At 71.7% G+C, this 21,220-nt stretch carries 16 protein-coding genes; 14 read left to right on the top strand and 2 right to left on the bottom strand.

What is annotated here, in order from left to right; genetic code table 11:
- Positions 1 to 98 precede the first annotated feature (98 nt).
- Together FGW37_RS13055 and FGW37_RS13050 are read right to left on the bottom strand one after the other, a co-directional pair.
- On the bottom strand, positions 99 to 1,754 hold the full coding sequence (locus FGW37_RS13055) for a penicillin-binding transpeptidase domain-containing protein (protein WP_179081227.1): 1,656 nt from the start codon (positions 1,752 to 1,754) through the stop codon (positions 99 to 101).
- A gap of 208 nt (positions 1,755 to 1,962) precedes the next feature.
- Positions 1,963 to 3,774 (bottom strand): dolichyl-phosphate-mannose--protein mannosyltransferase, encoded by a 1,812-nt coding sequence (locus FGW37_RS13050; RefSeq protein WP_179081226.1) that lies wholly within the window; start codon positions 3,772 to 3,774, stop codon positions 1,963 to 1,965.
- Between the two features lie 428 nt (positions 3,775 to 4,202).
- Here FGW37_RS13050 and rsmI point away from each other — a divergent pair, with 428 nt between their 5' ends.
- The 14 genes from rsmI to FGW37_RS12980 all read left to right on the top strand — a co-directional run bounded on the left by rsmI (position 4,203) and on the right by FGW37_RS12980 (position 21,185).
- Positions 4,203 to 5,048, top strand: a complete 846-nt coding sequence (gene rsmI, locus FGW37_RS13045; protein ID WP_179081225.1) for a 16S rRNA (cytidine(1402)-2'-O)-methyltransferase — start codon at positions 4,203 to 4,205, stop codon at positions 5,046 to 5,048.
- Between the two features lie 196 nt (positions 5,049 to 5,244).
- Positions 5,245 to 5,742 (top strand): hypothetical protein, encoded by a 498-nt coding sequence (locus FGW37_RS13040; protein ID WP_179081224.1) that lies wholly within the window; start codon positions 5,245 to 5,247, stop codon positions 5,740 to 5,742.
- Positions 5,743 to 5,807: 65 nt separating this feature from the next.
- Positions 5,808 to 6,737, top strand: a complete 930-nt coding sequence (locus FGW37_RS13035) for a TatD family hydrolase (RefSeq protein ID WP_179081223.1) — start codon at positions 5,808 to 5,810, stop codon at positions 6,735 to 6,737.
- Positions 6,738 to 6,848: 111 nt separating this feature from the next.
- Positions 6,849 to 8,426, top strand: a complete 1,578-nt coding sequence (locus tag FGW37_RS13030) for a resuscitation-promoting factor (RefSeq protein ID WP_179081222.1) — start codon at positions 6,849 to 6,851, stop codon at positions 8,424 to 8,426.
- Complete coding sequence (rsmA, locus tag FGW37_RS13025; protein WP_179081221.1) at positions 8,423 to 9,301, top strand: 16S rRNA (adenine(1518)-N(6)/adenine(1519)-N(6))-dimethyltransferase RsmA; 879 nt, start codon at positions 8,423 to 8,425, stop codon at positions 9,299 to 9,301. The genes FGW37_RS13030 and rsmA overlap by 4 nt, the downstream gene beginning before the upstream one ends.
- Before the next feature lie 564 nt (positions 9,302 to 9,865).
- Positions 9,866 to 10,765 (top strand): 4-(cytidine 5'-diphospho)-2-C-methyl-D-erythritol kinase, encoded by a 900-nt coding sequence (locus FGW37_RS13020; RefSeq protein ID WP_179081220.1) that lies wholly within the window; start codon positions 9,866 to 9,868, stop codon positions 10,763 to 10,765.
- Positions 10,766 to 10,904: 139 nt separating this feature from the next.
- Positions 10,905 to 11,198 (top strand): hypothetical protein, encoded by a 294-nt coding sequence (locus FGW37_RS13015; RefSeq protein WP_179081219.1) that lies wholly within the window; start codon positions 10,905 to 10,907, stop codon positions 11,196 to 11,198.
- Positions 11,199 to 11,307: 109 nt separating this feature from the next.
- A complete protein-coding gene (locus tag FGW37_RS13010) occupies positions 11,308 to 12,117 on the top strand; it encodes a helix-turn-helix domain-containing protein (protein ID WP_179081218.1) in 810 nt (269 codons plus the stop codon).
- The gene (locus FGW37_RS13005) at positions 12,114 to 12,356 is read left to right on the top strand and encodes a DUF397 domain-containing protein (protein ID WP_179081217.1); all 243 of its coding nucleotides are present in this window, start codon (positions 12,114 to 12,116) and stop codon (positions 12,354 to 12,356) included. Before FGW37_RS13010 ends, FGW37_RS13005 begins: the two co-directional genes overlap by 4 nt.
- A gap of 85 nt (positions 12,357 to 12,441) precedes the next feature.
- Positions 12,442 to 13,644, top strand: coding sequence for an RICIN domain-containing protein (locus tag FGW37_RS13000; RefSeq protein ID WP_179081216.1), 1,203 nt, complete (start codon positions 12,442 to 12,444; stop codon positions 13,642 to 13,644).
- A 102-nt stretch (positions 13,645 to 13,746) separates the two neighbouring features.
- On the top strand, positions 13,747 to 16,275 hold the full coding sequence (locus FGW37_RS12995) for an ABC transporter permease (RefSeq protein ID WP_179084672.1): 2,529 nt from the start codon (positions 13,747 to 13,749) through the stop codon (positions 16,273 to 16,275).
- Between the two features lie 62 nt (positions 16,276 to 16,337).
- Positions 16,338 to 18,149 carry an ABC-F family ATP-binding cassette domain-containing protein gene (locus FGW37_RS12990; RefSeq protein WP_179081215.1) on the top strand — a complete coding sequence of 604 codons (1,812 nt, stop codon included), beginning with the start codon at positions 16,338 to 16,340 and terminating at the stop codon, positions 18,147 to 18,149.
- Positions 18,150 to 18,362: 213 nt separating this feature from the next.
- Positions 18,363 to 20,180 (top strand): PQQ-binding-like beta-propeller repeat protein, encoded by a 1,818-nt coding sequence (locus tag FGW37_RS12985; protein WP_179081214.1) that lies wholly within the window; start codon positions 18,363 to 18,365, stop codon positions 20,178 to 20,180.
- Positions 20,181 to 20,477: 297 nt separating this feature from the next.
- Complete coding sequence (locus FGW37_RS12980) at positions 20,478 to 21,185, top strand: response regulator transcription factor (RefSeq protein ID WP_168093825.1); 708 nt, start codon at positions 20,478 to 20,480, stop codon at positions 21,183 to 21,185.
- The last annotated feature ends 35 nt before the right edge of the window (positions 21,186 to 21,220 follow it).

The raw sequence follows: 21,220 nt of genomic DNA, 5'->3' as shown, positions 1-21,220 counted from the left end.
TGGCCGCACCACCGCCGGGGTACTCAGATCGCACCTGAGTACCCCGAACGGCCCGGCCCGCCCGGCCCCGCTTCCCCCCCCCCGGGAGGGGCCCCGCGCTAGGACGCCCTCAAGACCGCCGCCACCATCGGCCCCGCCGAGTCGCCGCCGTGCCCGCCCTGCTGGACGTACGCCGCCGCGGCCACGTCGCCGCGGTACGCGCTGAACCAGCCGTTCGGCTTGGCCTGGCCGTCGACCTCCGCCGAACCCGTCTTCGCGCCGATGTCGCCGCCGAGCCCGGACATGGCCCGGGCGCCCGTGCCCGACGTCGCCGTCAGCCGCATCATCGAGCGCAGCTGCTCCGCGACCGTGCCGGGCAGGGCGCGGGGCGCGCGGGCGAGCTGCCGGTCGTCGAGGGACGGGTCGACGATGTAGGGCTGGTGGAAGGAGCCGGCGCGCACCGTGGCGGCCATGGAGGCCACGTTCAGCGTGGACATCTGCACCTTGCCCTGCCCGATCATCGCCGCGGCCTTGCCCGCCCCGGACTCGGCCGGCACGCTGCCGTCGAACGTGGCGACGCCCGTCTTCCACTCCAGCCCGAGCCCGAAGACGTCCCGCGCCTCCGCCGCGAGCGCCCCGTCGCCGACCTGGCCCGCGAGCGAGATGAAGGCGGTGTTGCAGGAGGCGGCGAAGTCCTGCGCGAAGGTGGCGCCGGGGTTCTCGCTCTCCTCCACGTTGTGGAAGCGCATCCCGTACGTCGCGTACTTGGGGCAGGGCAGCGGCTTGCCGGGCGCGGCCTTGCCCTGTTCGAGCAGCATCGCCGACGTGATGATCTTCATCGTGGAGCCGGGCGCGGTCTGGCCCATCAGCGCGGTGTTGAACTCGGTCTTCTTGGAGTTGGCGACGGCCAGGATCTCGCCCGTGCCGGCCTTCACCGCGACGACGGACGCGTCGGCGTGCCGCCCGACGGCGGCCTCGGCCGCCCGCTGCGCACCGGCGTCGAGCGTTGTCTTGAGCGTGGCGGGCTTGCCCCGCGAGACGACGTGCAGGGTCTTGGGAGCGGCGGCCCCGGTCCCGGCACCAGCCCCGGTCCCGGAACCCGCCCCGCCCTCCGGCACGGCCTGCACCTCCACGCCCGGCTCGCCGCCCGCCTTCTCCCCGAACCGCTTGCGCAGCTGCGGCAGGACGGACGCGAGCGAGGGGTAGTCCTTGGCGTCCAGCTTCGTGCCGTTCCGGTCGACGGCGTCGATCTGCGGGGGCGCACCCGCGTCGGTCTTCAGGCTCTCGCCGCGCGCGAGTTCGGGGTGGACGACGGTGGGCTGCCAGTCGACGAGCGCGTTCCCGGTGCTCCGGCCGCGGACGACTTCGAGCGAGGAGTCGTAGGTCCAGGTCGAGCGCTGCTTGCCGTAGGAGATCTCGGCGCTCACGGAGAACGGCACCTTGGCGCCCTCCGGCGTGCCCGGCTTCAGGGCCACCTTCTCCACGTGGGCGGTCTCGCGGTAGCCGGTGAGGGCGGTGGTCGCCGCGCTCACGTTGTCGGTGAGACCGGCGGCCTTGGCGGTGTCGCCGGACTCCCAGGCGGCGAGGAAGTCGCCCGCCGTCTTCTTGATCTCGTCCGCTGTCGGCGGCCCGGTTCTCAGCGGGGCGGGATCCCCGTGCGCGCCGGTCGAGCCGTCACCCGCCACGGCGTCCACGAGATTGTACGCGCCCAGGCCGGCCGCTCCCACCATGGCCGCGGTCACGACGCCGATGGCGATCTTCGCACCCTTGTGCATGTGTCAGCCCCCTCCGAGCCCCCCGGACCGCCGGGCCCCCCAGGCCCGGGACGCAGCCCGGTTTAATCATCCGATTAAAACCTCTGCGTCGGCACCTTACGGGAAGGGTGGGGCGAGGGAGGGCGAAATGGCCGGAACTGATCCTTCGGGGCCGCTTCAGCTCCCGTCGTCAGCTTCTGCCGCCACCTCCCGCCGTCACCTCCCGCCGTCAGATCCAGGAGTCGAACCACATGCGGTTCCGCCACGCCTCCATCGGAATCGCGTTCCCGGTGTAGATCGGCCAGAAGTAGATGAAGTTCCACGCGATCAGCAGCACCAGCGTGCCTGCCCCGACCGCGCCCGCCACCCGCCGCCGCTCCGAGGACCCCGGCGGCCCCAGGAGCGCGCCGATCATCATGGCCAGCGCCAGGCACAGGAACGGCAGGAACACCACCGCGTAGAAGACGAAGATGGTGCGTTCCTGCCACATGAACCAGGGCAGGTACCCGGCCGCGACACCGCACAGCACCGCGCCCGCACGCCAGTCGCGCCGCAGGGCCCACCGGTAGAGCAGGTACAGCAGCGCGAAGCACGCCGCCCACCACAGCAGCGGGGTGCCCAGCGCGAGCACCTCGCGCGCGCACTTGTCGGCCGCGTCCGCGGGGCAGCCGTCCTCGCCGGGCTTCGGCGACTCGTAGAAGTACGAGACCGGGCGGGCCTGGACCAGCCAGCTCCACGGGTTGGACTGGTACGTGTGCGGCGAGGAGAGCGTGGTGTTGAAGTTCCACACCTCCTGCTCGTACTTCCACAGGCTGCGCAGGGGGTTGAGGACCCCGGCGAGGAAACCGTCCGCGCTGTGGCCGCCGTCGTGCTCGGCCCAGTGCCGGTAGTAGCCGCTGTGCTGCCAGCCGTCCTTCTCGCTGTACGTGCCGCTGTTGACGAACCAGCCGGTCCACGACGCCAGGTAGACGCCGATCGCCACCGGCACCGTCGAGAGGAACGCCCAGGGCACGTCGCGCCGCAGCGCCGAGCGGAAGGGGCGGCGGGCCCCCGCCGCCCGCCGCGCGCCCGCGTCCCACAGGACGATCATCAGGCCGAAGGCGGCCAGGTACACCGCGCCGTTCCACTTCGTGGCGCACGCCAGGCCCAGGAACACGCCTGCGGCGATGCGCCACGGGCGCAGGCCGAGGCGCAGGCCGTCCCCCACCGCGTCGTCGGGGCGCGGCACGCCGTCCTCGCCGACCGGCAGCGCCGCGGCCAGGCGGGCCCGCGACCTGTCCCGGTCCACCAGGACGCAGCCGAACGCGGCCAGCACGAAGAACATGAGCACCGAGTCGAGCAGCGAGGTGCGGCTCATCACGAAGTGCAGGCCGTCCACGGCCATCAGGGCGCCGGCCAGGCAGCCGAGGAAGGTGGAGCGCAGGAGGCGGCGGCCGATGCGGCACAGCATCAGCACGGACAGCGTGCCCAGCAGCGCCACCATGAAGCGCCAGCCGACGGGGTTCAGGCCGAAGAGCCACTCGCCGAGGCCGATGACCCACTTGCCCATCGGCGGGTGCACCACGTAGCCCGGCGCGTCCGGGACGTCCGCCCAGCCCGCGATGACCTTGTCGTTGATGTCGTCCGGCCACTTCGCCTCGTAGCCGTACTTCCACAGCGCCCACGCGTCCTTGGCGTAGTACGTCTCGTCGAATATCACGGCCTTGGGGCTGCCCAGGTGCCAGAACCGGATCAGGCCCGCGAACAGGGTGACCAGCAGCGGGCCGGTCCACCCCGACCAGCGCGCCAGCCGCTGCGCCGCGTCCGGGCGCAGGCCGAGCGTCGCCCACACCCGCGTCCCCGGCTCGGGGAAGGGCGGTACGAGCCGCGTCCGCACATCCGGCTGCGGCCGGGCCGCGTAGCCGAACCGGCGGAGTCTGAGCTGCCACGGTGGCGGTCGCTCATCTGCCGTCTGGCCCTGCGGGGCGTGCGTCGCGGTGTCACTGGTCACCGCGCCATCGTAGGGAACGACCCTGTCAGACGACGGACCACGCCCGGGCATGTTCCCCGGGGACCACGGGGCCGCCTGCGGCGGCGCGTCCCCGCCCGGGCGAACCGGTCCACTTGCCGCCGGGCAAGAACCTCCCGCCGCGACGGCGATCAGCCCCGACTGGGGCGTCCGGCGGTGCCGATCCCGGCCGCGGTCGGTTCCGGCGCCGCCGGGCTCCGCCGTCGTGGCTGTTCGCCGCTGCGGCGGTTCTTTCTTGCCTGCGGCAAGGCCTGGTGACGGGCCCGGGACCGCCCCTGCGGGGGCAGGATCTCTTGCCGCCGGGCGGAACCGTCCGGGCGGTGTGGCCTCTTGCCGCCCGGCAAGAAATCTCCGCCGCGATGGCGATCGGCCCCCACCGGGGTGTCCGGCGGTGCCGAACCGAGCCGTGTGTGTTCCCGGTGCCGCCGGGTGTCGTGGGGGCGGCCTGCGAGGATGGGGGCGTGACTGGAACGCTCGTACTTGCAGGTACTCCCATCGGCGACGTAGCCGACGCGCCCCCGCGGCTCGCCGCCGAGCTCGCCGCCGCCGAGGTGATCGCCGCCGAGGACACCCGCCGCCTGCGCAGGCTGACGCAGGCGCTGGGGGTGCACACGACCGGCCGGGTCGTCTCCTACTTCGAGGGCAACGAGTCCGCCCGGACGCCCGAGCTGGTGGAGGCGCTGGCGGGCGGTGCCCGCGTTCTCCTCGTCACCGACGCCGGCATGCCGTCCGTCTCCGACCCGGGCTACCGCCTCGTCGCCGCCGCCGTGGAGCGGGACATCAAGGTCACGGCCGTCCCGGGCCCGTCCGCCGTGCTGACGGCCCTGGCCGTCTCCGGCCTCCCCGTGGACCGCTTCTGCTTCGAGGGCTTCCTGCCCCGCAAGGCGGGCGAGCGCCTGGGCCGGCTCCGCGAGGTCGCGGCCGAGCGCCGCACGCTCGTCTACTTCGAGGCCCCGCACCGCCTGGACGACACCCTCGCGGCCATGGCCGAGGCCTTCGGCCCGGACCGCCGCGCGGCCGTCTGCCGCGAGCTGACGAAGACCTACGAGGAGGTCAAGCGCGGCCCGCTGAAGGACCTGGCCGCCTGGGCGGCCGAGGGCGTGCGCGGCGAGATCACGATCGTCGTGGAGGGCGCCCCCGAGCCCGGCCCGCAGGACCTGACCGCCGAGGAGCTCGTGCGCCGTGTGCGGGCGCGCGAGGAGGCGGGCGAGCGCCGTAAGGAGGCCATCGCGGCCGTAGCTGCGGAAGCAGGCCTACCCAAGCGCGAGGTCTTCGATGCGGTCGTGGCGGCAAAGAATGCGCCATAACAGGCCCCATCGCAAGGTAAAGGGATAATCTGAAAAGCAAAGCTTAGGCCTGGCAGCCTGGCACTTTGGGTAGCTCGACGCCAAGTTTGTCCCAATTCGGGGGATAGGCTGCTGCGTCTTCGCCGGGGAGGGCGTTCCCTGGATGTGGGACGTCCGGTCCCGCGAGAGACTTGTCCTCAGGACAAGAGGAGCTGCCATGAGCGAGATCGCAGGAACCTCGAACGGTGTCCACTCGATAGCGGCCACCGCACCCCCCACCGTGCTCGAGACCGAGACGGCGCACGAGTCGTACTCCTTCGCCTGCATGCGGTGCGGCCACGGCTGGGAGCAGTCGTACGAGATCGAGCACCACACGGACGCCGAGGGTCGGCCCTTCGTCATCTACTACGCGGACGGCGTGCGCGTGCCGTCCCCGCTGACCCGCCCCACCTGCGTGAACTGCGGCGAGCACGTCGTACGCATCATGCGGTCCGGCCGCGTCTCCCTGATCGCGGACGTCCTGCACCGGCCCGCGCACGAGGTTCCGGCCACGCAGCAGGCCCCCGCGGGCCCGCTCCACGCCGGGGGGCCCGTGCGCCCGGAGCGCCCGGAGCGCCGGGAGCGTCACCCGGAGGGCGGCGAGCAGCCCGAGCGCGACCATCACTGGCACCTCTCGGACCTCCTGCACCCCTTCCGTTCGCATCGCGGCAGCTAGTCCCTCCCCTAGTCCCTCCCCGGGCCCGGACAGTCCCTCCCCGGCCCCTCCCTAGAATCTCGGGCATGGCGGCAACAGCATCGAACACCAGTGGTAAGTCCGGCAGTGCGCGGAACAAGGCCGAAAAGAACGACAAGGACGCCCCTCCGCCGCTCCCGGCTCCGCTGAACGTGCCGGTCGCCGACTCCCACACCCACTTGGATATGCAGTCCGGTTCCGTCGAGGACGCCCTCGCCAAGGCCGCCTCCGTCGGCGTGACCACCGTCATCCAGGTGGGCTGCGACGTGGCCGGCTCCCGCTGGGCCGCGGAGACGGCCGCCGCCCACGACAGCGTCTGGGCCACCGTCGCCCTGCACCCGAACGAGGCGCCCCGCATCGTCCACGGCGACCCCGACGGCTGGTCCCGCCAGGGCGCCCGCCCGGCCGGCGGCGACGCCGCGCTCGACGCCGCACTCGCCGAGATCGACGCCCTCGCAGCCCTGCCGCACGTCCGCGGCGTCGGCGAGACCGGCCTCGACTTCTTCCGCACCGGCCCGGAGGGCATGGCCGCCCAGGAGTACTCCTTCCGCCGCCACATCGACATCGCCAAGCGCCACGGCAAGGCCCTGGTCATCCACGACCGCGACGCCCACGCCGACGTCCTGCGCGTCCTGGACGAGGAGGGCGCGCCCGACGCCGTCGTCTTCCACTGCTACTCCGGCGACGCCGAGATGGCGAAGGTCTGCGCCGACAACGGCTACTACATGTCGTTCGCCGGCAACGTCACCTTCAAGAACGCCCAGCCGCTCCGCGACGCCCTCGCCGTGGCTCCCCTCGACCTGATCCTCGTCGAGACCGACGCGCCGTTCCTGACGCCCGCCCCCTATCGCGGACGGCCCAACGCCCCGTACCTCATTCCGGTCACGTTGCGCGCCATGGCGGGCTTCAAGGAGATCGGCGAGGACGCGCTGGCCACAGCCGTAGCGGCGAATACCGCGCGGGCATTCGGCTACTGACGGTCACTCCGCGCCCCCTCCCGTCGCGACACCGTGTGATGATCCGACTTTGGAGAGTGACGCTCCCTCCGCTACAGTCCCGGGCCGAAGCCCGACCCAGGGGAGCGTCACGTGACTCATGCACAGGGCAGCCCCCGCGCCGCACGCAGCGGTGCGGCGGAAGCACCGCCGTACGACCCGTATGACCCCTACGGTCCGTATGCGCCGTACGACCCGTACGATCCGCACGACGGCCGCTACGACGTGTACGCCGCCTACGTGGCCCCCGTCGGGCCCTACCCGATATACGAACCTGCCTCGGCGCCGGCCGGCGGTACGCCCGGCGGTCACGGTGGCCCCGGTTCGTACGATCCCTTCCTGCCCGAGCCCCGCGAGGGGACGGCGGCCGGTACCGGTCACGAGCGCCCCTACGAGGCGCCCCACCTGCCGCGCCAGCCCGTCAGTCCCGTCAGCAGAGGGCACGCCGCCGGGGAGAGCTACGACGCGGCCGCGGCGGTGGCGGACCTGGTGCCGGACGCGGCGGACCCGGCCGCCGAGGAGCTCTCCACCGCTCCCCGCCGCGCCGGCGCCCGTGGCCGCAAGCGCCCCGGCGACCGTCCCGACGCCCTGCGCAGACTGCTCCCGCAGGCCCTCGTCGTCGCGTTCCTGGCCGGCGGCACCTCGGCCTTCGTCGCCGACGACAAGGCCGTCCGCCTGAACATCGACGGCACCTCGCGCGAGCTCCACACCTTCGCCGACGACGTCGACGAGCTCCTCGCCGACCAGGGCATGTCCCTGGGCGAGCACGACGCCGTCTTCCCCGGCCACGGCCACGGCCTCGCCCGCGGTGACGAGATCACCGTCCGCTACGGCCGCCCGGTCACCCTCACCCTCGACGGCGAACACCAGCGCATGTGGACCACCGCCCGCACCGTCGACGGCGCCCTGCGCCAGCTCGGCGTGCGCGCCGAAGGGGCGTACCTGTCGACCGCCCGGTCCGCCCCCATCAGCCGTGAGGGCATGGACCTCCACGTCCGTACGGAGCGCACCGTCACCTTCATGGCCGACGGCCGCGAGCGCACCATCCGCACCAATGCCGCCACCGTCCACGAGGCCATCGAGCAGGCCGGCATCACCCTCCACGGCGAGGACACCACCTCCGTCAGCCCCGACAGCTTCCCCCGCGAGGGCCAGACGATCTCCGTCATGCGGATCACCGGCAGCGAGGAGGTCCGCGAGGAGCCCATCGACTTCACCACCGAGCGCCACGACGACCCGGACCTCTTCAAGGGCACCGAGGTCGTCTCCCAGCGCGGCGAGAAGGGCGTGGAACGCATCACGTACGCCCTGCGCACGGTCAACGGCGTCAAGCAGAAGCCCAAGCGCATCGCCTCCGAGACCGTCCGGCAGCCCCGCACCCAGATCGTCAAGGTCGGCACGAAGGCCCGGCCCGTCTCCGTCCAGGGCGCGGACGGCCTGAACTGGGACGGGCTCGCCCAGTGCGAGGCCGGCGGCCGCCCGAACGCCGTCGACCCCTCCGGCACCTACGGGGGCCTCTACCAGTTCGACGTCCACACCTGGCGCTCCCTCGGCGGCACCGGCCGCCCCCAGGACGCGTCCGCCGCCGAGCAGACCCTGCGGGCCAAGAAGCTGTACGTCAGCCGGGGGGCGAGCCCGTGGCCCGTGTGCGGCCGTAAACTTCACGGGTGAGCTCCAGCCCCAGTACAGACGAGTCCGGCGCCCTGCTCGGCCCTGCCGACATCCGGGAGCTGGCCGCAGCCCTCGGGGTACGCCCCACCAAGCAGCGCGGCCAGAACTTCGTGATCGACGCCAACACGGTCCGGCGCATCGTCCGCACCGCCGAGGTCCGGCCCGACGACACCGTCGTCGAGGTCGGCCCCGGCCTGGGGTCCCTGACCCTCGCCCTGCTGGAGGCGGCCGACCGGGTCGTCGCCGTCGAGATCGACGACGTGCTGGCGGCGGCCCTGCCGTCGACCATCGCCGCGCGCATGCCGGAGCGGGCGGACCGCTTCTCGCTCGTCCACAGCGACGCCATGCACGTGCAGGAGCTGCCGGGCCCGGCCCCCACGGCGCTCGTCGCCAACCTGCCGTACAACGTCGCCGTCCCGGTGCTGCTGCACATGCTCGACCGCTTCCCGAGCATCGAGCGCACGCTGGTGATGGTCCAGGCCGAGGTCGCCGACCGGCTCGCCGCCCGGCCCGGCAACAAGGTCTACGGTGTACCGTCCGTGAAGGCCAACTGGTACGCGGAGGTCAAGCGCGCGGGCGCGATCGGGCGGAACGTCTTCTGGCCCGCGCCGAACGTCGACTCGGGTCTCGTATCGCTCGTGCGCCGGGACAAGCCGATCGAGACGACCGCGACCAAGGACGAGGTCTTCGCGGTGGTCGACGCGGCGTTCGCCCAGCGGCGGAAGACGCTGCGGGCGGCACTGGCCGGATGGGCCGGTTCCGCGGCCGCGGCGGAGGCGGCGCTGGTCGCGGCCGGAATCTCGCCGCAGGCACGGGGCGAGGCGCTGACGGTGCACGAGTTCGCGTCGATCGCAGAGAACAAGCCGACGGCGTAGCGGCGGGCGGGCAGTCTGCCCTACAGGCGCGTCCCGGCGCGCACAAACAGCTGAATCCCGCTCAAGCTGGTGAACGGCTGATCCCCGAACCGCGCCGCGTCAGTAATGTCGGTCACGACGCACCACGGTGCGTCTCCCCTCAAGGCGCCTCCCCTCATGGATCGTCTCCGGACCCCGTCCCTCGGGGCCCGGCCCGACCCGAAGAAACACCGTCGACCGGGAATCTCGGCGGTTGATCTGAGGGGAGGCGCCGATGGGGCGTCACGGGAAGTCGAAGCCATCACTCCGGCAGCGCGTCGAGGACCTTCTGGTCCGGATCGCGTGGAGGCTGGGGAGGTGGTTCAAGGGGTGATCTGAGCCCCAAAGTACGAGGCTCAGAACAATAACCCTCTATCGACTCCTAGGCTCCCGCCCACGTGGTTTCCGGCCCTTGGGCGGGGGCTGTCGTGCTCCTCACGGTACCGGAAACCCGTGCCTCGGGGACATGGTCGACTCCGATATCGCTACAGCTCGGCCGTACGATCGGGGTGGCCGCTATCATCCCCACCCCGAGGAGCCCGCTCCGTGTCCGTGACCGTTCGCGTCCCCGCCAAGGTCAACGTCCAGCTCGCGGTGGGCCCGCTGCGCCCGGACGGCTTCCACGACCTCGCCAACGTCTTCCTGGCGGTCGGCCTGTACGACGTGGTCACCGTGACCCCGGCGGATGAGCTGCGGGTCACCTGTTCGGGCCCGGACGCGGACAAGGTTCCGCTGGACGCCTCCAACCTCGCCGCGCGGGCGGCGCTGGCGCTGGCCGCGCGGCACGGGCGTGAGGCCAATGTCCACATTCACATCGAGAAGGACATTCCCGTCGCGGGCGGCATGGCGGGCGGCAGCGCGGACGGCGCGGGCGCGCTGGTGGCGTGCGACGAGCTGTGGGGCACGGGCGCCTCGCGCGAGGATCTCCTGGAGATCTGTGCCGAGCTGGGCAGCGACGTGCCGTTCAGCCTGGTGGGCGGGACGGCCCTGGGCCGGGGGAGGGGCGAACTCCTGACGCCGGTCGAGACGGCGGGTTCCTTCTACTGGGTCTTCGCCGTCGCGGACGGCGGCTTGTCGACCCCGGCGGTGTACGGGGAGTGCGACCGGCTGCGGGGCGACGCGTTCGTGCCCGCGCCGGACCCGTCGCCCGCGCTCATGGACGCGCTCCGGGCGGGCGACGCGGTCGCGCTGGCCGCAGCCGTGAGCAACGACCTGCAGACGGCGGCGGTATCGCTGAGGCCGTCGCTGGCGGAGACCCTGACGGCGGGTACGGAAGCGGGCGCGCTGGCCGCGATGGTCTCGGGCTCCGGCCCGACGACGGCGTTCCTCGTCAGCGACGAGTCCCAGGCGGAGAAGGTCGCGGAGGCGCTGCGCGCGTCCGGCACGTGCCGGACGGTACGGGTGGCGGCGGGGCCGGTACCCGGGGCGACGATCACTGTCCGTTAGGCTCTGCGATTCCGCGCCCCGATGCGGGGCGCCCGAAATCGGGGGTTTCACCGTGGCGACTCCACCGCCGCCCTATCAGCAGCAGAATCCGTACGGCTACGGAGCGCCTGGCCCTGCGCCGGCGGGTCCGACGTGCCGCATGTGCGGCGGGTTCCCCGCCGTCGAGGCGACGATCCGGCAGCACCAGGGCATCCTCATCATGATGCGCTTCCTGCACGTGAAGGGGCCGTTCTGCCGGAACTGCGGCCTCGCGGTGGAGCGGGACATGACCGGCAAGACGCTGTGGCAGGGCTGGTGGAGCCCGTTCTCCCTGGCCCTCTTCACGCCGTTCACGCTGATCTGGAACATGACGGTGCGGTCGAAGCTGAACAAGCTGCCCCCGCCGGTTCCTGCGCAGATGCCCAATCAGGGCTCTGGCCAGCAGTGGCTTTAGTTCCCCCGTTCACCCGTTCGGGGAGAGGTTCTTCGACTCCGGCGCGATAGCTCCTTGCCCGCCCTAGCGTCCCTTGGTACCGACTGAGGGAGAAGGGGCGGGATGCCGGATGGATACGCGACCCGATTCGCCGATGGCATGGCGGCTGTGCGGGCACCAGATCAAGCTGTGGCGCCAGGGGGCCAACGTCAGCCGCGAGCAGCTGGCCGCGGAGGCCGGGTACGGGGTGGAGGCCGTCAGGTCCATGGAGATGGGCCGTCGGAGGCCGAGTCAGCACCTGCTGCAGGTGGCGGACAGCATGTTCGGCGCACATGGGAAGTTGGAGTCGGCGCACCCGTACTTGGAGCCTGAGCGGATCGCCAGCCGTGCACGCGAGTACATGGGCCTCGAAGCCGAGGCCATTGCCCTGCACTGGTACGAGGTGCTGATCATTCCCGGCCTTCTACAGACCGAGGAATACGCGCGGGCGCTGATGACCAACCGTTGTCCTCCTGTGGACAAGAGCACGGCCGAGGCCCGGGTGGCAGCCCGGCTGCAGCGCCGCGAACTGCTCCAGAAGGAGACTGCGCTGTTCAGCTTCGTGATCCACGAGGCCGCCTTGCGGAGCCTGGCCGGGGGCCCGGAGGTCATGAAAAACCAGCTCAACTACCTCCTGGAAGTGGGTGAGTTGCACAACGTGTCGATCCAGGTGCTGCCCCTCGGGCAAGGCGTTCACCCGGGGCTGGACGGCCAATTCATCGTGGTGGAGACCCCCGACCACAAGCAGTACGGCTATGAGGAAGGGCAAGTGACCGGCGTGCTGCATGCAGACGTAGACAGGGCGAGCGCGCTCATGAAGCGCCATGCCATGATCCGCATGTATGCGCTCAACGCTGTTGAATCGGCCGAACTAATCAAAAGAGTGGCAGACGAGCTATGAGTAACGGACCGATATGGTTCAAGTCCAGCTACAGCCAGGGGGATGGTTCCGCCTGTGTCGAAGTCGCCTTCTCGTGGCGCAAGTCCAGCTACAGCGGGTCCGAAGGCAGCAACTGCGTTGAAGTCGGGATCCTCCCCCAAGCCGTCCGAATACGCGACTCCAAGCGCAAGGACGGCCCCCAACTCGCCGTAGGCGCAAGGTCGTGGGCGGCCTTCGTCGGCCACGTACCGGTTGGCTGACTTGCGCTCTCCCCCCGCCGGGCGAAGATCCCTACCGTGTGTCAACGCAAGTGAGCACAGCGGTACTTCGAGGTAGGAGAGGCTCGTGGGAATCCTCGCAGAAGGCACGTACCTGATCAAGAACTTCAAGACCGACCTCTACGTGGGTGTCCGGGGCAACAGCGACAAGCCGTCCGCCGCGCTGGAGCAGCAGGAGCTGTTGCCCGAAGGCGCACGGGAATCCCAGCAGTGGCGGCTGACCGTCCGTGCGGACAAGGGCGCCAAGGACGGCGATCACTTCCTCACGAATGTGAGGAGCGGCCTGCGCATGCACGTCGCCTCGCACTCGGCCGGGGCCTCGGAGAAGGTGGAGCAGTTCTCCGAGGATGACGACCTCTCCCTGCAGAGTGCGAGCTGGCGCATCAGCGAGGAGCCCAGTGTCACCGACGCCCAGCGGACCGGCCTCTACGCGATCGCCAACAGCCTCAGCGGGCTCTGGCTGAACGTCAGGAATTACGAGCTCACCCCTGGCACGCCGCTTGAGCAGTGGGTGAAGCCCGAGCACGGAGGCCGGGGGCCCGAGGGGCGCGACTTCGCGCTGTGGGTCTTCGAGCCCGTCGGGGCCCAGGGCACGGGCGGCACGTCGACCGTCCCGCCGAAGGAGACGACCGAGTCCGTCCGCTGCGGCGGGAAGTTCGACTCCTACCTGGGGCACACGTACAAGGGCACGTACGAGGCCGAGTCCGTGAGGCTGCCGGACGGGACGTCGGCGATCGGCCACACGATCGGGGATGTCTTCGACGACATGGCCGGTGCCATTCCTCCGCTGCCGGGTAAGGAGGGGATGGCGAAGAAGGGGTCGGACTTCGGCCGGGTGCTGGGCGAGGCCGCGGCGGATGCGATGGCGGAGAAGTATGACGTCACGGCGAGGTTCTTCCTGGACGGTAATGAGCGCAGGGTGGAGGTGACCACGCTCAAGCGTGTGCCGGGAGCCAAGCCGCACACCCACGTGACCGGCTTCGGGCTGAACCTGGGCAAGCAGCCTGCGGCGGTCGAGTTCAGCGCTCACACCTTCAGGCCGTATACCGAAGGGGAAGTGGACGTCCTCGACGTGAGCAACGTGGATATCGATGTGACGAGCGAGCACGAAGTGGTGGAAGCCGATCGGAGCGGCCGTCGCGTCGAGCACAGGATCGACTTCTCCGTCCAGGCGATGGACTGCCCTGTGGGCAGCCACACGCCGCAGCGGCTGCACGAGACCCGTACCAAGGACGGCATGAAGTTCGAGATCGACCTTCGCCGGGTCTGACCCGTAGGGGTTCTGACCCGTAGGGGTAGGGCTACCCCCACCCCGGTTGACCTGCTGTTCCCATGGGGTGGGGCGCTCCGCGTCCCTAGCGTTGAGCCCGTGATGGGCAAACTCGCAGCGCGCTCGCTGCGCTACAGAATCGGCGGTTTCACCGCCACCTTCCTCGCGCTGTTCATCGGCGCCACGCTCGTCATGGCCTGCGGAGGCCTGATGGAGACCGGCGTTCGTAATGTCGCGCCTCCTGAGCGCCTCGTAGGCGCTGACCTGCTCATCACGGGTGACCGTACCCACGAGGTCGCGAGCAGCAAGAAGCACAAGAAGACGATCCCTCTCCCGGAGCGGGTCGAGCTTCCGGCCGCCCTCGTCGACAAGGCGCGCGCCGTCCCCGGCGTCCGGTCCGCCACCGGCGAGCGGACCTTCGACGCCGCGGTGCTCGGCGCCGCCGAGGCCAAGGTGCAGGCCCACGGCTGGGAGTCCGCGGCACTCACCCCGTACGCCCTCACGTCGGGCAGCGCGCCCGCCGCGGGCGAGGTCGTGCTCGACGCCGCCACCGCCCGCCGCGCAGGCGTCGCGACCGGCGAGCGGGTCCGTATCGCCGCGCACGGCGGCTCCGCCGGCTACCGCGTGAGCGGGGTCGCCGTCGCGCGCGGCGTTCCCCAGGCCACCGTCTTCTTCTCCGCGCCGGAGGCGGCCCGGCTCTCCGGGCGTCCGGAGACCGTCGCCGACATCGCCGTCACTCTCGCCCCCGGCGCGCGCCTCGATGACGTCCGCAAGGGCATACAGGAGGCCTTCACCGGCAACCCCGTCACTCTCCTCTCCGGTGACGACCGGGGCGCCGTGGAGCACCCCGAGGTGGTGCAGGGCGGCGAGGACCTGATCGCGCTGTCGGGCGTCGTCGGCGGGCTCGTCATCCTTGTCGCAGCCTTCGTCGTCGCCGGGACCGTGGCCCTCTCCGCGTCGCAGCGCAGCCGCGAGCTGGCCCTGCTGCGGGCGATCGGCACGAGTACCGGCCAGCTCCGCCGGATGCTGCTCGGTGAGACGCTGATGGTCATGGTGCTGGCGGGCGCCGCGGCCTGGCCCGCCGGGCCCTTCGTCGGGCGCCGGCTCTTCGACACCCTCGTCGACAGCGGCATGATCGCGGACACGGTCCGGTTCAGCCAGGGCTGGATCCCGGCGATGCCCGCCTACGGGGCACTGCTCCTCACGGCCCTCGCAGGCGGACTGCTCGGCAGCGCGCGGGCGGTGCAGGCGAAGCCCGTGGAGGCGCTCGGGGAGGCGGCCGTCCAGAAGCCGGGCCTGCACCCCGTGCGGATCGCCGTCGGGCTGCTGTTCCTCGCCGGGACCGTCGCCCTGGCGCTCGTCACGGCGCTGGTCCTGCGCGGGCCGGTGGCCGCCAGCACCGCAGGGCCGACGGTCATGTGCTGTGCGATCGCGCTCGCCCTCCTCGGCCCCTGGTTCGCGAAACTCGTCACTCTCCTCCTGCACTGGCCCGTGCGGCTCCTTACCGGGCCCTCCGGCCGTCTCGCCGCCCTCAACTGCCGTGCCCGTACGGCGAAGGTCGCCGCGATCGCGACGCCGGTCATGCTTGCCAGCGCCATCGCCACCGGGAACCTGTACCTGCAGACGACCACGGCCGCGCTCGCCGACCGGGCGTTCGCCGACAACCTGCGGGCGGACGCCGTCCTCACCTCCTCCGCGGGTGGGGTGGACCCGGCGCTGCTGGCCCGCGTACGCGCGCTGCCGTCCGCTGCCGGAGCCGGCGCGTACGTGACCAGCAGGGCGTACACCGAGAAGCCGCACGACGGCGCCGAGAACAAGAAGGGCCTGCCCCTGCAGGGCGTGAGCGCGGAGGGCGTCGGAGAGACCCTCGCCGTCACGGCGAGCGCGGGCAGCCTGGACGGCCTGCGCGGCAACGCCGTCGCCCTGCCGGAGACCGTGGCGCACCGCATGCACCGCACCGTGGGGGACACGATCACCCTGCGCCTGGGGGACGGCGCGCGGGCGGACGTACGGATCGTGGCGCTGTTCAAGGGGCGCGAGGGGTTCGACACGGCGCTGACGAGCGCGGAGCTGCTGGCGCCGCACACCACGGCCGGGCTGCCGTCGCAGCTCCTGGTACGGGCGGCGGCCGGCGACCGGGACCGGCTGATGGCCGACCTCGGCGCGCTCGCCGCGCAGCACCCGGGGCTGAAGGTCTCCGGGCGGGACGCGGTGACGGCCGCGCAGGCGGAGAGCAACCGCACACAGGCGTCCGTGAACTACCTGATCATCGGGATGCTCGTGGCGTACACGGCGCTGTCGGTCGTCAACACGACGGCCGTCGCCGTGGGCAACCGCCGCAAGGAGTTCGCGCTGCAGCGGCTCACGGGGGCCACGCGGGGGCAGGTGCTGCGGATGATGACGGTGGAGGGCTGCCTGGTGGCCCTGGTCGGCCTGCTCCTCGGCGCGGCGGCCGCGGCGAGCACGCTGGTGCCGTTCGGCTACGCGCTGGGCAGTGCGGGGACGATCTCGGGGCCGCCGTCGATCGCCCTGACCGTGATCGGCGCGGGGCTCGCCCTGACGCTGGCCGCGACGCTCCTGCCCACGTGGTGGGCCCTGCGGTCCCGCCCGGTGGAGGCGGCCCGGGCCTGACCCCCGGGCGACGTTTCCCGGCATGGGATCCTGGAAGCCAGGAACCCCACACAAGGAGCGGCATGGCAGCCAACCTCGTCAATCTGGAAGCCGTCGACAAGGTGTACGGCACCCGTGCACTGCTCGACGGCATCTCCCTCGGCGTGAACGAGGGTGACCGGATCGGTGTGGTCGGCCGCAACGGTGACGGCAAGACCACCCTGATCCGGATCCTCGCCAAGCTGGAGGAGGCGGACAAGGGCCGCGTCACGCACGCCGGCGGCCTGCGCCTGGGCGTGCTCACGCAGCACGACTCGCTGGACCCGGCCGCCACGATCCGGCACGAGGTCATCGGTGACCTCGCCGATCACGAGTGGGCGGGCAGCGCGAAGATCCGCGACGTGCTGACGGGTCTCTTCGGCGGGCTGGACCTGCCGGGCTTCGCCGACGGCCTGGACACGGTCATCGGCCCGTTGTCGGGTGGCGAGCGCCGCCGCATCGCGCTCGCGAAGCTGCTGATCGCCGACCAGGACATGATCGTCCTGGACGAGCCCACCAACCACCTCGACGTCGAGGGCATCTCCTGGCTCGCGGGCCACCTGCGGGAGCGCCGCTCGGCGCTGGTGTGCGTCACGCACGACCGCTGGTTCCTGGACCAGGTCTGCACGCGCATGTGGGATGTGCAGCGCGGTGTCGTCCACGAGTACGAGGGCGGCTACAGCGACTACGTCTTCGCCCGTGCGGAGCGCGAGCGCATCGCCGCGACGGAGGAGGCCAAGCGGCAGAACCTGATGCGCAAGGAGCTCGCCTGGCTGCGCCGCGGCGCCCCGGCCCGCACGAGCAAGCCGCGCTTCCGGATCGAGGCCGCCAACGAGCTGATCGCGGACGTGCCGCCGCCGCGGGACAGCGCCGAGCTGATGAAGTTCGCGAGCTCGCGGCTGGGCAGGACGGTCTTCGACCTGGAGAACGTGACGATCCAGGCGGGCCCGAAGGTGCTCATCAAGCACCTGACCTGGCAGCTGGGCCCGGGCGACCGGATCGGCCTCGTCGGTGTCAACGGCGCGGGCAAGACCTCGCTGCTGCGGGCGCTGGCGGAGGCCGCGGGCAGCGAGGGCGAGAAGCAGCCGGCGGCGGGCAAGGTCGCGGTCGGCAAGACCGTCAAGCTCGCGTACCTCTCCCAGGAGGTGGCGGAACTCGACCCGTCCAAGCGGGTGCTGGAGGCCGTCCAGCAGGTGCGCGACCGCGTCGACCTCGGCAAGGGCCGGGAGATGACGGCGGGGCAGCTGTGCGAGAAGTTCGGCTTCACGAAGGAGAAGCAGTGGACGCCGGTCGGCGACCTCTCCGGCGGTGAGCGCCGGCGGCTGCAGATCCTGCGCCTGCTGATGGACGAGCCCAACGTCCTGTTCCTGGACGAGCCCACCAACGACCTGGACATCGAGACGCTGACCCAGCTGGAGGACCTCCTCGACGGCTGGCCGGGCTCGATGGTCGTCATCAGCCACGACCGGTACTTCGTGGAGCGCACCACCGACCGCGTCTTCGCGCTCCTCGGGGACCAGGCGCTGCGGATGCTGCCGCGGGGTCTGGACGAGTACCTGGAGCGGCGGCAGCGCGTCATCGAGGCTGCCGTGCCCGCCGTCGCTCCGGCCGCGGCCGCGGCGAGCGCCGCGAAGCAGAAGTCGGCCGGGGACGCGCGCGCCGCGAAGAAGGAGCTGCAGAAGATCGAGCGCCGCCTGGACCGCATCAGCGAGCAGGAGGCGAAGCTGCACGCGCGGATCGCCGAACAGGCGACCGACTTCGAGGCGGTGGCCAAGCTGGACGCGGAGCTGCGGGAGCTGGCGGGCGAGCGCGAGGAACTGGAGCTGCGCTGGCTCGAACTGGCGGAAGACGCGTAGCCCTTGCCGCGCCCCGCAGGACGCGACGGCGCGTCACCACCGCGGTGGTGACCGGCGGTGCCGAGCGAGGGGCCCCTCCACCCGTCGCCGCGGAAGGAGCGTGCGCATCCGGCACGGGCAACAGTCTCGTCACGGCCCGGTCTCAACCCGTGTCCCGTCAGCGCCGGGTGATAAAAAGAACATCCGCCAGCCCCGCCGCAACGAGGAAAGCTGATGTCAACACCGCCCCCGCCCCAGCCGCCCAACCAGCCGCCGCAGGGCTTCGGGGCACCCAGCCCCTCGTACGGCTATCCGCCGCAGCAGCCCGCGCCCCCGCAGGGTGCACCCGCGCCCCAGCCTCCCCAGGGTCCGCCGGCACCCCCGCCGGGTCCGCCCGGTCCGCCGCCGGCGGGTCCGCCCGGATACGGGTACCCGCAGACGCCGCCGCCCGCCGCGCCGCAGACCCCGCCCCCGGGCGGCTACGGCTACCCGGGCCCGGGTCAGCCGCCCGCCGGCCAGCCCGCGCAGGGGTACCCGCAGTACGGCGCGTACCCGCAGCAGCAGCCCGGCCCGTACGGTGCGCCCGGCCAGTACCCCGGCGCGCCCGGTGGCAACGGCGGTGACGCCGCCAAGAAGAAGCGCATGGCGATCATCGCCGGCGCCGTGGCCGCGGTCCTCGTCCTCGCCGGCGGTGGCATCTGGTTCGCCACCAGCGGCGGTGACGACGACAAGCCCAATGTCGCCAGCAACGGCCAGACCGGTGGCACCGGCAACAAGGGTGGCAATGGCGGCAACGGCGGCACGAAGCCGAAGACCGGCGCCGGCAAGCTGCTCTTCAACGTCGAGCAGGAGAAGGTCGACGACCTCGTCGGCATGAAGGGCATGTGGGCCACCGATCAGGCGGTGGCCAAGGCCGACATCTACAAGATCGTCGGCTATGGCCTGTCCGGCGGCAAGAAGTGGGAACTCCCGCTCGACGGCGCCGTCTGCTGGGCCGGCCCGAAGGCCACCGACGACGGCAAGGCCGTCGTCCTGGTCAGCGACGGCAAGCCCAGCAGCGAGAAGAAGTACGGCGGCCCCTGCACCCAGGTCATCGCCTTCGACGTCAACAAGGGCACCAAGCTCTGGCAGAAGTCCGCCAAGGCCGGTGACCGCGACGTGAGCTTCTCCGAGGTCACCATCGGCGCCGGCACCGTCGCCGCGGGCGGCATCAGCGGCGGAGCCGCCTGGTCGCTGGCGGAGGGCAAGGAGCTGTGGGCGCCCAAGACCGACGGCGAGGACTGCCGCGACGGCGGCTACGGCGGCGGCAACAAGCTCGTGGCCGTGCGCCGCTGCGGTGACATCGAGCGCGGCATCGTCAAGATCGAGACGCTGGATCCCAAGTCCGGCAAGGTGAACTCCTCGTACCAGCTGCCGCCCGGCCTCTCCTGGCCGCACATCGCCTCCACCGACCCGCTGGTCGTCGGCGTCAACGCGGGCGGCAGCAAGGGCAACGGCGCGTCCGACTTCTTCGTGATCGACGACAGCGCCAAGGAAGGCAAGCTGCGCAGCAAGATCTCCACGGACAACGGCAAGTACGAGCCGCGCTGCCCGGCGACCGAGGTCGAGGGCTGCACCAAGCTGGTCATTACCAAGGACACGCTCTACATGCCGACCGAGGACCACTCCTCCGGCGACCCGAACCAGTCCGGCCGGGTCAACGAGATCGTCGCCTTCGACCTGTCCAACGGCCAGACCAAGGGCAAGACGGACGGCACGCCCGGCTCCAGCCTGGTGCCCCTCGGCGTCGACCAGGACGGCTACCCGATCGCGTACCAGATCCCGACGTACAACGCGGGCGGCAAGGTCATGCGCATCGACCCCAAGACGTACAAGGGCGAGGTGCTGCTGAAGAACGCCGACGAGACGTCGCGGCCGGAGCGGGAGCTGTCGCCCGACTTCCAGCAGGGCCTGTGGGCCCAGGGCCGGCTCTTCCTCGGTACGAACTACGCGCACCGCACCACGGCCGGTCTCGGCAAGCAGTACACCATGCTGATCTTCGGTGAGAGCTGACGCGCCGAGCTGACGTTTCCGTTGACACCACATGATCACGGCGCCGCCGTGACGGCGGTTTCCGACCGCTTGGCGCCGTGATCAAGCACAATTGTCGTCGTATCCCTGCCCGTCGTGCTGCCGTGCCTGAACGATCCGTTTCAGTCTCGAAGTACACGCGATTGGCAGGGATTTCGGCATTCCGGGGGACTTCTCACCGGTAAGGGGCGCGCAACGTCGAACAAGCGTGTAGCTTCCGGGGTCGAGGGGTCGACAAGGAGACGTAGAGACGTACGCGGGGCGACAGGGGGCAAGCGCATGGGCGTGCGGCTCATGGTGGTCGATGATCACCGACTGCTGGCCGAGGCGCTCGCCTCGGCCCTGAAGCTGCGCGGGCACCGGGTCCTGGCCGCGGCCGCGCCGAGCGCGGGCGCCGCCGACCTGGTGGTGAGCCGCGCTCCGGAAGTGTGCCTGCTGGGCACCGCCACGCCGGCCGAGCCGGGGGTCTTCGATCCGATCGTCCGCATCAAGCGCGACCGGCCGCAGGTGGCCGTCGTGGTGCTCGGCCCCGTGCCGAGCCCGCTCGGCATCGCCGCGGCGTTCGCCGCCGGCGCGTCGGGCTACGTGCGGCACAACGAGCGGATCGAAGGCGTCGAGCGCGCCATGATGAAGGCGCGGGCGGGCGAGGCCGCGGTCGATCCCCAGCTCCTGCAAGGGGCGTTCACGGAGCTCCTCAACCCCGCCGCCCAGCCGGACGACGAGGGCGCGCGGCTCCTGCAGCTCCTCACGCCGCGGGAGGTGGAGGTCCTCGTACGGGTCGCGGAGGGCGAGGATACGCGGCTGATCGCGGCGGGCATGGGCATAGCGCCGAGCACGGCGCGGACACATGTGCAGCGGGTGCTGATGAAGCTGGGGGTGGGGTCGAGGCTTGAGGCGGCTGCGCTTGCCGCGCGCACGGGGCTCCTGGACCGGGCGGCGGCAGGCCCGGGCCCGCTGCCCCCGCAGAGGGGCCCTGCGGCTCCGTAGGCGCGGGGACGGGGTCGGGGGGCTGGGGGCTCGCC

The organism is Streptomyces rectiverticillatus, assembly GCF_013394065.1.
GTDB lineage: Bacteria > Actinomycetota > Actinomycetes > Streptomycetales > Streptomycetaceae > Streptomyces > Streptomyces rectiverticillatus.
Note: the sequence above shows the minus strand (reverse complement) of the source record. Positions and strands in the feature narration are given on the sequence as shown.